Origin of the sequence: Janthinobacterium sp. BJB301, from assembly GCF_002735685.1 — a bacterium.
Classification (GTDB): domain Bacteria; phylum Pseudomonadota; class Gammaproteobacteria; order Burkholderiales; family Burkholderiaceae_D; genus Janthinobacterium; species Janthinobacterium lividum.
The window spans coordinates 25,811-41,497 of record NZ_PDZJ01000007.1 but is presented as its reverse complement, the minus strand read 5'-3'; the positions used below and the strand labels follow the sequence as shown (position 1 = coordinate 41,497).

Annotated in this window: 2 protein-coding genes; both read right to left on the bottom strand. The window is 68.4% G+C overall.

What is annotated here, in order from left to right:
* Positions 1-50 precede the first annotated feature (50 nt).
* Positions 51-1,700, bottom strand: coding sequence for a ShlB/FhaC/HecB family hemolysin secretion/activation protein (locus tag CSQ91_RS26870; protein WP_257217491.1), 1,650 nt, complete (start codon positions 1,698-1,700; stop codon positions 51-53).
* A 147-nt stretch (positions 1,701-1,847) separates the two neighbouring features.
* Complete coding sequence (locus CSQ91_RS26865; RefSeq protein ID WP_099390107.1) at positions 1,848-15,530, bottom strand: filamentous haemagglutinin family protein; 13,683 nt, start codon at positions 15,528-15,530, stop codon at positions 1,848-1,850.
* Positions 15,531-15,687: the final 157 nt, after the last annotated feature.

Below are 15,687 nucleotides of genomic sequence, written 5' to 3'. Positions count from 1 at the left end.
GATTCTCCGAAGAAAAGTCTAAAAAAGTGCAGTGCTGGTGAGCTGGCCCGTCAGTAGCTGGCCGACAGGTTGAAATTGATGCGGCGCACGTGTTTGTGCGTGCGCGGGCCATCGCGCAGCGGGTAAGCGAAATCGATGCGGCCATTCAGGTAGCGCAGGAACTGGAAGCTGCTGCCCACGCCCACGGAGGCCAGGCCGAACAGGTCTTTCTGTTCGATCATCGGATCGCGCAGGCGCAGGCGCGCGCCATCGGCAAAGGCAAACAGGCGCCAGTTTTCCAGGCGGCTGAAATACGTCAGCTGGGGCGTACGCCATTCGACGGTGCCCGAGACGCCATAGTCGCCCGTCGCTTCGGCCGACAGGTAGCCGCGCACGGAATTGGCGCCGCCGGCGGCCATCTGCTCGCCCGACACGAGCGCCGCGTCGGCCAACTGGCCCGACATGCGCCCGTGCAGCTGCGCGCCGCTGCCCAGGGTGTAGGTGGCGTTGGCGTCGCCCTTCAGGACGAGGAAGCTGGGCGACGCCTTGTAGCGCTTGTTGTCGTAGGCGGCGCTGTTGCTGCCATAGCCGAACGCGGCGCGCGTGCCGGCCACCAGCGACAGGCCCAGGCCATACGTCGCCGCATCCGTCTGCGCAAAGCCGTTATACGACACGCTCAGGGGCACGTACTTGAGCGGAATATTGCTGCCCGTGCCATTGAGTTTCAAGGCTTCCTGGTTATCCTTGAAATCGATGCCGGCAGAAAAGCTGTGCCACCAGATGCCGCTGTTGGGCACCGTGTAATTGACTTTCATGCCCAGCGCGTGGCCCTTGCCCAGCACGCTGGTGCCGCCCGTGCTGGCCACATTGCTGTTCGACTGGTAGCCGGTCGCTTCCACGCTCCAGCCCTGCGTGCCGATCGGTGCCACGTACGAGGCGGACCACACCTTGGTCTGGTTCAGGTCACCCGGCGTGCCGAAAAAGCTGATGGTCGCGCTATGCCCGAGCTGCCACAGGTTGTCGTGGCCGACCGACATGCTGCTGCGCAACTTCTTGGTATCGGCGCTGTAGTCGTTGTTCAAGCCGATGCTGGCGCGCCACGGGCTGCTGTCGTCCACTTTCAAGTCCACGTCCATGGTGCCGGGCAGGCTGCCCTGCTTGACCAGCGGCATCACCTGGCGCTTGGGACCGCGGTTCAGGGCCGTCAGTTCCACTTGCGCCTGCGTAAAGTCCGGCACCTTGCCTTCCGTCAGGGCCGGCACTTGCTGGCGCACGTCGAGCGGCGAGTTGTATTGCGCACCGACTACGCGCAAGCGCCCCACCTTCGTTTCGCTCACCTGCAGCACCACCACGCCCTGCTCCACCTGCTGCTCCGGCAAGTCCACGTAGACGGACTGGTAGCCGCGCGCTTGATAGGCAGCAACGAGGGCGTCGCGCGCCCCTTCCACGTCCTTCAGGGTGCGGCCCGGCCCCAGAAAGGGCGTCACCGCCTCTTCGATGGCACGCGCATCGAGCACGGTATTGCCGCGCACCAGATATTCCTCGATCGTCACCTGCCGTTCCGGCCCGGCTACAGGAGCGGCCACGGCAGCGGCCGCCGGGACCGCGTCCTGCGCGCGCGCCATGCCCGGCAGCGCCAGCATGGCCAGGCACAGCATCGTCAAGGCGGTCGCAGGCGCCGCTGGCGGCACGTCCCTGCCCTTGGTTGTCATTTCACGCATCTTCCATTCACCTTAAAATCAAACGGTTGCCCTGTGTTGCGGCGCTGGGCCGGCGTATTTTTTTCTGCTAATGCTGATCTACTGATGCCTAGACAGCCGCCGCGCGCGGCGACTGCCGAATGTCATCAAATGTTCATAAAACTCCGCTCAAGGCTGCAAACCGCGCCGCTCGTTCGGCGTGAGCGCCTGCAGCTGCGGCGCCGTCAACGGCCCCGCTCCCAGCACCTGCACCACGCCGGCCGGCTGGTAGGTCGATGCCTGCGGCTCTCCACCCTTGAGCTTGCCAACACCGGCTTCATCCGCCTGTTCATTGCCAAACCCCAGCACCTTCACCGTGAACAGCGATGGCTGGGCCTGGCGCGTGGCGGCCCGTTCGCGCTGCAACACCTCCTGCGCCGCCGTCACGGCTTGCGAGGCGGCCGCGCTGGCATTGCTGAGCGCGCCCACGTTCACGGCGGCGATGGCCGGCATGCCCGTCGACTTGCCCTGCACCTGGATGTTTTCCGCATTCACCACCTGCAAGGCCGCCAGGTTGACGTTGCCCGAGACGCGGATGCCCGCCTCGCCCGCGTCGATGGTGCCCAGCGGGGCGATCAGGTCGATGTCGCCAGGCGGCACCTCCGGGATCGGATTCAGGGTGGCGATGCCGGCGCCCGTGTTCGGCGTGGTCGGCGCCAGACTCACCATGCCGATATCGTTGTAGACGCGGCGCTGCGGCGTAAACACCACGGTGGACTTGGAGCCGCGGCCGGCATTGATGTCGCCCTGCGCCGACCAAGCCAGGATGTTGCCGCCGAAGGTGGTGAAGATGCGGCTCTGGCCCAGCAGGATGCTGTCCCTGGCGTAGATCTGGATTTCACCGGCGCCCTGGGTCAGCACGCCCGAGCCTTCGCCCGGCACGAAGCCGCCGTCGACGCCCACCAGGGTGCGCCCGCCCGGCGTCAGGATGTCGATGTTGCCGCCGAAATCGGTGTGGATGCCGGCATCGGCCAGGTCGAACACGGGCGCGTTGTTATCACCCGCCAACACATATTGCTGGCGTGTCAGGTAGTTGACGCCCTTGCGCGGCCGCTTGGTGCTGGTGCTCTCGGCGCCGTCCGCATAGTAGGTGGCGCCACTGAACATGGTCAGGTCGCCCGCGTAGCTCACGGGCTTGCCCTGCGCGTCCTTGCTCGGGAACAAGGTGGCGATGGCCTCGCGGCCGCGCAGGTAGCTGCCTTCGCGCACGCCACCGGCCGCCGTGTACTCGCGCCCGCCAGCCTTGAGTTCGGCGAAATACACGTTGCGCAGGAAGACACGCTGCTGCTCGGCCGGCAAGGCCGCGAAAAACTTGCGCGCATCCATGCTGGCGGCATCGAAGGTCAGCCCGGCGCCATTGCGCTGTCCGGCGCCGTAGCGAGTTTCCAGCCAGTTGACCAGGTGCAGTTGGCTCGACAGGCCGTATTCGCGCTGCAGGTCGCGCTTGGCACCGCCGCTGGCGCTGGCCTGCAGAGTCTTGTCGAGCTCACTTTGGCGCGCTGCCAGGAAGGCTGGCGCGCCCGCCGCGTCGCCGCTGTAACCAAATTGCGCGCGCAACCAGTCGGCCAGGCCCAGGCGGCCGCCATACACGGCCACCGCCTTGCCCGGCTGGTCGGCCAGCGACTTGCCTGGATCGATCAGGTTGGCAGCGTCGAGATAGCGCGCGGCAAAGGCGTCGTAGTTGGGGCCATGCGCCCCGACCCCGGCCGCCACCGCGATGCTGGCGCCGCTGCTGCGGTCGCCGGATGTGCGATTCGCCACCGAGCCGATACTCTTCAGCTCGGCCTTGTCGGCCATGTCGATATCGCGCCCGGCCATCACTTCCAGCGTGCCCGGACCGCCCACGTAGAAGGTGCCGTAGCGGATATCGCGGCCGGCACGCACGACCGACACGTCGTCTGGATTGTTGTGCAGCGCCAGATTGCCGCGCGCCGAACCAACGCGGATTTCCGTCGGCCGCAGCGGCAGCAAGGGATTGGCATACGCGATCTCCGAGGTCCAGCCCAGCAAGTCCTGCGGCGTGGCTTCGACCAGCCCCAGCGCCGTGCCGGCGTTGACGATGTCGCGTCCGGCGCGGATGTCGACCGGACCGGCGCCCTCGTACCAGCTGCTGTGGCTGGCCGCATTGCCGCCGCCGCGCGTGATGATGGAACCGGTGCGCAGGCCGATGATGTCGCCCGCCAGCGCGTAATAGCGCGCCGGCAGCTGGTTTTGCACGGCGTAGCCCGAGGCGGTGGGCGGCGTCAGCGTGAACAGCGGATAGCGCTGCGCTGTAGCACCCGCTTCGCGCGCGGCGAACAGCACACTGGGCGCCTGTGCATTCTGGTTCACGTTATGCGTGTACATGTCGCCGTATTCGGTGACGCCGGAGACGCCCGCGAAGCCCGGATTGAAAGGGCTCGGCAGCGCGGTCGGATCAGCGCCCGACGCCGTCACCGAATAAGCACCCGCGTAGATCGAATCGGCGGCCAGCAATTCCAGCTGCCCCGGCGTGCGGCGCGTGAAATGCGCATCGACCGGCGAAGGCGCCAGCAGCAGGCCGGTGGCCGGCCGCGCCAGCGTGTTGGTGCCGCTGTCCGTCGCGCCCTGGGCGGAGTTGCCCATATACAGGTTGCCGCTGGCGGCTACCGCGCGCAATTGCGACGGCATCACGAAACGCCCGCCGCTGGACGCCTGGTTGCCGCTGGCGCGGTCATCGCTCCATGCCGTCGATGGCGTCAGGTTGCCGCCCGCGCTGAACAGGTCGATAGCGGTCGACGGCGTCCACAGCGAGAACCAGCTGTAGCCCTCGCCGTCTTGCGCCAGGCCCTTCGCCGTGAACGGCGTGCCATTGTTGATCTGGGTGACGCGGCCGGCATCGCCCACGCCACCCAGCACCAGGTCGCCGCGCGCATCGATGCGCACGCCGGAGTCGCCCGGCACCACCACCGGCCCGCCGCCGGCGATGGACGAGGTGGCGGTATAGACCTGATAGGCGCGCGATTCCTGGCTGTCGCCCTTGTCGAAGCGCAGCTCGATGCCGCCCACCGATCCCGCCTCCATGCGCAAGGCGCCGCGCAAATTGACAAAGGTGCTATTGAGGTCGCCACGCGTGCCGGAAAAACGGGTATCCGGCGTGATCTCGCCTGTCGTGTCGGCAAACGAGCGCACTTCAGCCACCGGATTGAGGCCGCCGCCTATGCGCACGTCGAGGTCGCCACCACCGGTCAGCGTAAGCGCGGAACCGTCGGCCGATACCCGGCCGGTGCTGGCCACCGCCAGGTTCAGGCCCTGGCTGCGCATGACGAATTTGCCGCCCTGGTCGGTACGCGGCGACAGCATGCCGGCGGCCTTGCCCGCCTCGAACACCAGGTTGCCGCCGCCCAGGGTGGCGATACCGGTAAAGCCGGTCATCACGGGCAGGGTCTCGTACAGGTAGTTCGTGCCCTTGCTGCCGGCCACGTAGCTGCCAAAGTTGATCCACCAGGCGGTGGGCACGCCCTCGCCCTGGGCGACCGCGCTGCCGGTACCCTGGCGCCACAGCCAGGTACCGACGGCGCTGCTGTCCTGCTGCGGCCGCAAATAGCCCACGTCGTCGGGGCGACGCTCGGTGCTGTAGCCGGCGCCCACCAGGTCGCCTGTGACGTCGCCCTGCGCGCGTACCAGCACGTTGCCGCCATGCTCGGGATACCAGGCCTGGTACAGGCTTTGCGCGCCACCGTCGACATAGGGCTTGAAGGCGTCGCCATCGGGGCCGAGGATGGAACCGTTGCGGTCCGCCGCGCGCGGCAGCTGGTAAGCGGCCGCCACATTGGCCGCCTGGGTACCGGCCGTATACACGCCGTACGGCGAACTCTGGTTGAAGTTGCCGCCGGCCAGGAGGTCGAGGTCGCCCGTGCCCGTGCGCAGCACGCTGAACAGCTGCTGCCGCGCAGGCAGGGACACCGTCGGGAAGCTGCCGCCTTCGGGCAGCCATGTCACCAGATCGCCCAGGTTCATGTTATTGAGTTCCAGCAGGGCCTCGACGCCACCGAAATCGTCGACATTGATCAGGGTGCCGGGCTCGGCGCTGAAATACAGCGCCGAGTCGCCGATCCAGTAGAAATTGCCGGCCACGCCGTCGATCGGCGGCACTGCCACCGTCGGCACGCTGGGCCCCAGGACCACGCCGTAATGGTGGTCGGTCAGCAGCAGACTGCGGTTCTCGCCCACGGGGCGCAGTGTGCGGCTATCGGCCGCCTGCAGATCGGCGCCCGCCACCAGGCGCATCGACCACGACTGCGAACCGCTGGCCAGCATCGGCGCCAGCGCCCAGTTGCGGCCCTGGTTGCCATCGGCATCGGCCGGACGCAGGGCCACGGAGGCGGCGCCGCCAGGCAGCCGCACCCAGGTTTCGCTCGGCACCAGCGCGCCCTTGCGCAGCTGCAGTTCGCCGGCCAGCACCACACCGTTGGCGGGCGTGTCAGGTTCACCGTTGCCATCGTAGTCGGGGCTGGGCGTATCCCTGACGGCGCCCACCGGGTACGGCAGCGGCACGCCGCCGGGCCAGGTCATGGCCGCCACGGACATGCCGACCGGCAGGCGGGTGCCGGCATCGAGCCGCGTGCCGCTGCCCAGCGTGACCGCCTTCGCCAGCACGGTGCCCGCCGCATACACGATATCGCCGACGGCATTGCGCACGGCGCCGCCCAGCACTGTGCCAGCCGGCAATTCCACCTCGGCCGTCAGGGTGGCTTGCGACGGCAGCGCCGTGCCGGCCCGCAAGCTCATGGCCTTCATCGGCAAGTCGTAGTTCAAGGTGCGGCCGGGCTGGAAGAAGGTGTCGTCGGCCAGCGTGACCAGCTGGCCGTGTGGCACGATGACGTCGGCGCCGAACGGCACGCGCCCCTTGGCCAGCATCCAGCCCTTGTCGTCCGGCGTGACCGGCAAGGCCTTGCCATCGAAGCCATCATTGATGCTGCCGAAGACGTTCAAATTGCCGCCGGCGCGCAGCACCAGCGCACCCGCTTCGCCGGAACCGGCCACGCCGGTCTGCTGCGTGTGCGAATTGACGCTGGCGTAGCGGTAGCCGGACAGGTCGATGTCGCCATCGACGTGCAGGTCGCCGTCCGGCGTGGCGCTGAGGATGGCCACGCCCGGACGCAGGTGGAAGGCGTCCTTGTAGTTGCGCAAGCCGGACAGGCGGCCATTCATCAGCCCGTCGTTGGCCAGGGCGCCTGTCATGAACGCCACGCTGTCGTCGTGCTTGCGGTCCAGGTAAGCCTGGTTGATGACCTGGTAGGGGCGGCCGTCCGCGCCGGCGTCGGTGCCGGGTGCAGCGTCGTTATACGACCAGAAACCATTGACCGTGATGGCGCGGGCGCCGTCGATGGCCAGCGGACCGGCGGCATCGATGGCGATGTCATTGCCGGTGGCGCCGCCCACGCGCCGGGCGCTCAGTTCCAGCGTGCCCAGCGAAGCGATTTGATCAGCCTTGCCGGCGGTGCCGGCGCGCAGGTCCATGCGCGCGCCCGTATCGAGCACCAGGCGGCCGCTGCCGGCATCGATGTCGATCACGGCGCGGTTGGGCGCCTCGATCACCTTGCCGTAGCTGTCGACCCGCAGCACGCTGCCGTGGGCGTCGAGTAGCGCGCCGCCGGCCACGCTGACGCCGTCGCGCGCGGCCAGGCGGATGCTGCCCACCTGTTCGCCGCTGGCGTCGACCGTGCCGTTGACGGCCAGGTGGCCGCCATCCACGGAGACGGTGATTTCGCGCGCTTTCAATTCACTGTCCAGCACCAGGTCGCCCTGCTTGAGCTGGAAGCTGCGGCTGCCGAACACGCCGCCCTTGGTGAGGCGCTGGTTCAAACCTTTGAAATCGGCGATATGCTGGCCGCGCACGTCGAGGCCGCCCGCCGCGAACGGCACGTCGGTGCCGCCCGCGTCGTAGTGGCCGCTACTGCCGCCGGCGATACTTCCCAGCAGCGCCACGCTGCCCGCCTGCGCATCGAGCGCGGTGGCCGTGAGTTTGCCGGCACGATTCGAGACGGCCGAGAAATCGATGCTCGAAGCGGCCGCCTGGCGCACGTCGCCGTGGCGGCTGTCGAGCACCACCTCGCCGCCCCAGCTGTACTTGGCCACGCCGTTGAAATCGATCTTGCGGCCGGCCAGGTCGAGCCTGGCGCCATCGCCCAGCACCACGTCTTGCTCGGCGGATACGCTGAGCTTGCCGCTTGGCAGCAGCACGGCCGTGTCGAGCGTCACGCTGCGCCCGTCCAGCGCCACTTCGGCGCCCAGTGCGCCGGCCAGGGTAGCCGCGTCCGGGGCCGCTGCGGCCGCCCCCGATGGCTTGGCGACACGGATGTCGCCGCCCGCCTTGATCTTGTTGACGGAGCCTGCCGCGCCGGTGAGCAGCGCGGTGTTCAGCGCCAGGTTGCCGCCGCTGCGCAGATAGCCCTTGCTGGCCGTATCCCAGCCGCTTTGCGACTGGTACACCGATAACGATCCCGTATGGTTGGCGGTGATGCGCTCGCTGGCGTTGAACACGACGTCGCCAAAGCCGAGGATCAAGCGATCCATGCTGTGGATGGTGTCGGGCCGGCTGTTCGGGCCGTAGCCAAACTCGACCTGGCGGGCGTCGACCTGCAGGCGCCCGCTGCCGCTGCCGGCGCCGCCGGTGGCGACCAGGCCCGGCGCGGTCGTGGCGCCGTTCCACACCAGTACGTCGGTCTTGATGCGCGCCACGGCATCGCTGCCGCCGGCGCCGTAGATCGCCGGGGTGCCGATCACCAGCCGCTCCAGCGACGATTTTCCCGTACTCGCGTTGATGGTCGACAACTCGACGTTGTCATAGAAATTGATGGCGTCGCGCGCCGTCAGCGCCAGGTTTTCCAGCGCCGGCGCACCCGCGCTGGCGTCGCCGCGCAGCAGGCGGTCGAGGATGTCCTGGTTCAGGGTCAGTCCGGCCGGCAGCGCGTCGCGCGCGGCCATGGCGGCCAGCGACGCCGCGCTGCCCACGTTGATGCCGCCCACGGCCAGCACCAGGTTGCGCGTGCCGTAGGTGGTGGCGTCGCGCAGATTGAAGCTCTGGTCGGTGGCGGCGGCGATGGTCCCCTCGGAATACAGCGGGGTGCTGCCGCTGCACACGGCGCCCGCCGCGCAGGCGCCGATGTCGATGCGGCCCGGACCCGATCGCGGATCGATACTCACGCCAGGCGCCAGCATGTCGAGCCGGCCATTCGAGACGGCCAGCACGCTGGACGTACCAGGCGCATACACGTAGCCGTCAGCCGAATCCCAGGCGGCCTTGCCACGGCCCAGGGTGTTGATGCCGCCACCCTGCTCGATGACGATGCCGCCGGCCTTGCTATTGGTCACAAGGAACACTTCGCCAGCCTTGAGCACGGCGCCATCGCGCACCACGATGTTGTCGACGCCGCCCTGGAACTGGGCGATATTGGCTTGCTGGTTGCCGGTAACGCCGCTGTAGTTGACGGTGGGTAAACCGCCAATGCCCAGGCGCGGGGCGCCGATGGCGTTCAGGGCTTCCGCCCGCACGGCGATCCCATCGAAGCCGACGGTAGGCGCGGCAGCGCTGCCGATGATTTCGTAGTTCTTGCCGGAACCGCCCAGCAGCAGCGCGCTGCCGCCGAAACCGTCCTTGCCTGGCGTGTAATTGGCCGTGCCGGCAAAGCGCAGCGCGTCGTCCGTGCCGGCCTCCGAACGCACCAGTTCGATGTGCAGCGCCTTGGCGTCGCGTTCGAGCAGCGGCCGCGGCACGCCATCGCGCACCGCCTGCGCCAGCGCGAATGCGCCGTAGCTCGTTTCATTGTATTGCGAATAGCTGCGCAGCACGTCGGCCGGCGTCAGCACCGCCTGCGATGGCAGCGCCGCGCGCCGGTCGGTATTGCTGGTGCCCAGCTGCACGGCGGTGGCAAACGAGCCGTTGCGCATGGCCGTGGCCGACCCAACGGGCAAGCCGCCGGCGGCCAGGCCGTTCAGTTCCACCCGGAACGCGCCGGGCAGCAGCGCAAAGCTCGACGGCAGCAAGGTATACGTGCCGGCAGCCAGGCCGGGCACGCCGGCGCCGATGGTGATCTGGCGCCCCAGCGCTGGATCGCCGGCGCCATTCTCGGCCACGATGGGCGCATAGCCCGCCTGCGTGCCCGGAACAATGGCGTAGACGGGATTGGTGGCCAGGCCCGGCAGCACGAAGCTGCCTTTGCCGGACGTCTGCACCAGCGGGTTGAGGCGGGCGTCGGTCGAGCCGCCGCGGCCGGCCAGGAAGGCCGCGCCGGTCAGGGTGCCGCCGCCAGACAGGTCGAGCACGGCGCCGGCGCGCACATCGACGTGTTCGCCAGTGAGCACGACAGCCGGGTCATTGCCCACGCCCTTGTATACGACGTCGACGCCGTCCATCATGTAGCTCAGGCCATCGAGCGAGCCGCCGTACGGCATCACCAGGCCATTGGCGCTGACCGACGTCACGCTGCCAGGCAGCAGATTGGTGTGGCCCGTCACTGCGCCATTCGTATTCTGGCCCAGCGTGATTTTGCCCAGCGGCGCGCGCACCACGCCGCCCTGGTTCACCGTGCCGGCACTCAGTTCAAGCGAGCCGAACACCGAGTAGGGCAGGGCCGGCAACGGCGCGGCAGGGTCGCCGCTGCGTTCGATGGTCAGCCTGCGGGCCGGATCGAACTCGGTCGCCAGTTGCCCGAATTCGTTGATCACATTGCGTTTGCCCACCTCCACCTTGCCGGTGGCGCCGCTCACCGGATAGATTTGCGCGCCCGCCAGGGTCAGGTTGCCGGGCGTGTACAGCGCGGCCGCCGTGCGCATGCGGATGTCGCCGCTCGAGCGCAGCGCCAGCTCGCCAAAGGCATCGCGCTTGACGACCAGGTCGTCAGCCACGTTTTGCATGATCACGCCGTTGCTGCCGACATTGACGGCGTTGGCAAGGTCGATCAGCGCGGCATTGAGCGTCAGGCTGGCGTGGTCGTCCACGTCGGGCACGCCCAGCTTGCCGGCGCCGACGCCGCCGTTGCCGGAGCCGCGCACCGGATTGGGCATCAGGTGGTCGTCGCTCTGGGTGCGGCTGGTGCCGGCCAGGCGGATGTAGGGCGCCGCCAGCTTGACTTGCGCGGTGGTGGCGGCGTCGGCATGCTCGGCCAGGGCCAGTGCGCTGGAAGTCAGGCGCAGGCTCTGCCCCAGCGACAGGTCGAGGTTGCCATCAAAACTGATCAAGCCATTCGACAGCAGGGCCAGGTGGTCGAAGCCGCCGGCGGCCACGTGGTCCGCGCCCAGCCGTGCCACGCCATAGCGCAGCGCCGGATCGCTGTCGCCCGCCTGCAGATCGGTGGCCAGGCCGCTGTCGCCCTGGAGGCGCGACAGCACCAGCTCGCGCGGCACGCGCACCGCGTCTTCCACGCCCAGGCCCTTCAAGTCGAGCTTGCCGACGATGCCGTAGTTCGGGGCTTCGAGGTTGAGCGCCAGGGTGCCGCCGGCCGCGCCGGCACCACCGGCTGCCGCATGCAGGCTGCCGTCGAGCAACAAGCCGCGGAAGGAACTCAGCGCAATGGTGCCGCCGTCAGCGGCCACCTGCACGCTGCCCTGGCCGGGCAGGTCGAGCCGGGCGGCGGCGCCCGATGCTTCCAGGCGCGCGCCGGGGCGCACGATGACAAAGGCGTCGGCCGCCTCCACCTGGGTGGCGTCGAGTTTATGCCTGGCACCGATCTCGATAGTGCCGCCAGCGCCCACATGGCCATACACGCCGCCCTGGGCGTCGGTGGCGGTGGCCGCGCGGCCAGCCACGTCGAGTACCGCGCGCTCGCCGATCCAGATCGACTGGGCATTGGCGCTGCCGTCCGGACGGTTGATCTCGCCACCGGTGACTAGCGTGCCCGGCAACACGGCAATGCGGCCGCCGGCCGCGCTCAGCGTACCTTCCATGGTGATCTGGCCGTTGCCGGTCAGGCTGATGCTCTTGCCGTCATCCACGCGCAGCGTGGCGCCCTCGCCCACCACGAGCGGCGCCTTGGCGTTGCGGGTGCCGGCCGACAGTGCGATATCAGCGCCGGCGCGTTGCTTGAGCACGCCTTTCACGGCATTTTCCTGCCACAGTGGCGCCAGCCACGGTTGCAGGACGGCGGCCGGATCGGCGCCGGTGGACAATTGGTCCGCCAGCGCCAGGTCGGCGCGCAGCACGGGCATGCTGACGTCGATGGCGGCGTTCTGCGCCACCTGCAAGCCCTGCTGGCCGTTGATGTTGTAGTGCGCAAAGCCGCGCTGGAACAGTGTGTTGTCCAGCACCAGCAGCGGCTTGACGGCCAGATCCTGCGGCGCACGGTTGCCGGCCAGCAGGCGATCGCCCGCATTCAGGGTCACGTCAAACGCGAACGCGGTACCGGCCGCCACCTTGGCGTTGAAAGCGGCCACCGGCATGCCGTTCGGGAAGGCGTTGGCCGGCACCAGGTAGCCCGAACCGAGCTTGCCGCGCACGCCCGTGAGCGTGACGCCGGCCGGCACGGTCATGCCGCTGGTGTAGCCGATGCCGTTGCTGCCGGTGACGGTGATGTATTCATAGCTGATCGAGGCCGGCGGCACCACCCAGGCGGCCGGCAGGGTGTACGGGCGCGCCGCGCTGAAGTCCGGCAAGTCCAGCAACGGCTGGCCGGGCTGGACCTGCGTGCTGATATAGCTGAAGTCGGTATCGAGCACGGTACCGGCCTTGATGGTGAAGGCTTTTGCCAAGGTCAGGTGCACGGGTACGGACTGGCCGGCTGGCAACACGCCATTGTCTGCCAGCACGCCGCCGCCCAGCGCCACGCCGGTACCGCTGTCGATGGTCAGGGTGCCGCCGCCGTTGACGCCGTAGCCACGCAGTTCGCCATCGAGCACCAGCGTCTCCGACTTGACGCCGTTGATATCGTTCTGATTCGCGCGCAAGCTGATGTCGCCGCCGCGCCCGCCCTTCAGCTTGCCGTCGGCCAGCACGGCCGCGCCCGAAGACGTGTCGATCACGCTGCCGGCCGCCAGGTTGATGCTACCGCTGCTGACCAGCGCCACCGCGCCGCCGTTGACATAGGGTAAGCCGGAGGTGTTGCCCGGATCCAGCTTGAGCTGGCTCCACAGGCCGCGCGTGTCGAGCGTCACGCCGGCCGCCACATCGATGCCCACCTTTGTTCCAGCCGCTGGCGTGGCGACGGTTGTTTCGAGCCAGCCGCTGGTGGCATTGGCCTGCTTGCTGACGATGTCGCCCAGCGCAATGCTGCCGCCGCGCGCCGTCAGGCCGGCGTTGACCTTGACCTGCGGCGCATGCAGCGCGATGTCGCCGCCCGGCGTAACGTGCACGGCGGCGTCGACCTCGATGGCGCTGCCGGCATAGGCCTTGATACCGCCCAGGTGTTGCGCGTTGAGCCAGCCGGCATCCAGGTAGGTCTTGCCGACCAGGTTTTCGGGCAGCGCGTCTTCGCGCTGGAGATTGCCGGCGCTGGCGCCGCCGCTGCCGATATGGATGGCCTGCAGCAGCGCCGCGGGATTGTCGCGCAGCTGCGCGCTGGCGGCGTCGTACACGGGCGCCAGCTGGCCCAGCACCAGCTGGCCGTTGCGGGCGGCGGCCAGTTGCGACTGGCGGTAACTGTCGAGGGTGGCATCGCGCGCGTCCTGCTGGCGCTCTCCCTGGAACACGCTCGATTCGATCGCGCCTTCCAGCACGGCGGATGTGGTTGCCACCACCACGCGGCCCGCGTCGCGGCCCACGGTATAGCCGTTTTCCAGCCGTTGCTGGGCGCCGATCAGGGGATTGGCGAAATTTTCCGTCACTTCAGCGCCCCAGCGCTGGTGCTGCGCGGCGTAGCCCTGGTAGACGCCCGTGTACAGCATGTCGCCGGGCGCGCTCGACAACCTGTAGAGCTGGCCATCCTTGCCGCTGAGCCAGCTCTGGCGAATCATGCCCGTCTGGACGTCAAATGTGCCGCCGGACACATTCAGCAGGGAACCGGCCTGGGTCACCAGTTCGCCGCCCTGGAAGGCCACCGTGCCGCCCTGCGCCGCCCATTCGCCGATGCTATGGCCACTGGTGTTCAGATAACCGCTCACTTCAAGCAAGCCGCCACCCGTGTACCAACGGTCGGTCGGATAGCCATTCGTGCCGGCCGCCACCCGCACCAGGTCGCGCCGGTCGACCCACAGGTCGGTGCTGTTGAGGGCCTTGCTGTCGCGGTTGCCGGGCGCATCGCGCTGCTCGTTGCCCTGCGCATTGATCAGCACGTTGTTTGAAGCCATCGCCACGTTGACGCCGACGGCGCCGGAAACGTCGATGCTGGCGCCGCGCGCCACTTGCGTGCGGCGCGTGGCCAGCGCATTGACCTGGCCGCCGGTAGCCAAAGTCAGCGAACCGGTATCGAAGGCGATATCGCCACCGGAAGCAATCTGGATCAGCGACAGGTCGCGGCGGTTGTAGGCGCCGTCGCTGGGCAGCGCCGAATCCTTGATGAGCGCGTCGCGCTGCACGTCCAGCGCGGTGGCGCCGCTGTCATCGAGCAGCACCGTGGTGAGGCTGTCCGGCGCCAGGGTGACGAGGCCTTCGCTGCCGTCGGCCTTCAGGTGCACGGTGCCGCGTGTCGTCACGCTGGTGCTGCTGAGCAGCACGCCGGCCTGCTTCACGTCGCGGCCCGTCAAGGTGACGTCGCCGGTAAGCGCCTGCACCAGGCCGCTATTCGTCACCTTGCCGGCGCCGCTTTGCGCATTGAACTTGACGTCGACCTCGTTGCCACGCGTGCTCGAAGTCTGGTTGGCATCCGTCCCCAGCCCCTTGCGGATGACGAAGCTGTCGCCGGCGGCCAGCGTGACCTGGCCGTTCGGCGCGGACAGGCTGCCGCCGTTATGCACTTCGCGCCCGGCCAGCAGCACATAGCCGCCGCCTTCCGTCACCGTCTGCGGCTTGCGCGTGCTGATCTGCGCGCCGGCCTGCACCACCACGTCGGCCGTGGCGTTGGCGTGCGTGGCCACGCTGCCGTTGAGCACCAGGTCGTTGGCCAGCGTGGGCTTGAAGCCCGCGCCCTGCGTTTCGCTGTAGATGCCCTTGCGGAATTGGCTGTCACTCATGCCCACGGCGGCGGCCACCAGGCTGCGCGTATCGACCTGGCTGCTGCCCGTAAACACGATGCCATTGCGGTTGACCAGCATTACCGTGCCGTCAGCCTTGATCTGGCCGCGGATCTGGCTGGGACGGGCCAGCGGATCGTTGACGCGGTTGAGTACGGACCAGTTCGCCAACTGGTCAAATTGCAGGGTGGTATTCTGGCCGATATTGAACGTTTCCCAGTTCAGGATCGCCTTGTCGGCCGTCTGCTTGACGGTCACCACGGTCTTGCCGTCGGCCTGCGCCTGCACGGGGCCATTCGCGTTGAACCAGCCCGCCGTCAGGCTGTTGCTGTCGACCTTCAAGCCGCCTTCGGCCAAGCCTTCCGGCACCTTCGAGCCGGCGGCAATGGCCGCCTGGCGCGCCGCCTGCTGGGCCGCCTGCTGCACGGCGATGGCGCGTGCGGCCAGTTGCAGATTGTTCAGCGAACTTTGCAGCTGGGCATTGGCTTTTTGCTGCTGCGCCTGCTTATTGTCCGTCCCGATGATGGCCTGGCCATTCGGCAAGCGTCCCGTGGCGGCGGCCGTGCCCTGCTGCGCACCCTTGCCGGCAAACCAGGCACCGCTGAATGGCTGCTGCGCCTGCGCGCCGCCCGCCTGCAGCAGCACGGCGATGGCCAGCGCCAGCGGTTTCAATCGCACCGGGCGACCAATCCGGTTGCCCGCCATGGCGGAGGAGGATGCGTGTTTCGTGACCGACTTGCTTCGCTGCATGGCGACATTCCCTTTTCATGTTCCGTTGCTGACCGATATCGCGAGGCGGCGCGCGGCACGCACGGGGCGGGCGGCAGGCACTGATTCGCGGCTTCCAGCAGCATTGACAGGGAACAAGGTCCGGGACTGCAAAAGGTCATGAAAATGTCATAATTGG

Bases quoted from the DNA above. Each gene is read 5' to 3' on its own strand.
- CSQ91_RS26870 (WP_257217491.1), bottom strand. From the start codon at position 1,700: ATGCGTGAAATGACAACCAAGGGCAGGGACGTGCCGCCAGCGGCGCCT.
- CSQ91_RS26865 (WP_099390107.1), bottom strand. From the start codon at position 15,530: ATGCAGCGAAGCAAGTCGGTCACGAAACACGCATCCTCCTCCGCCATG.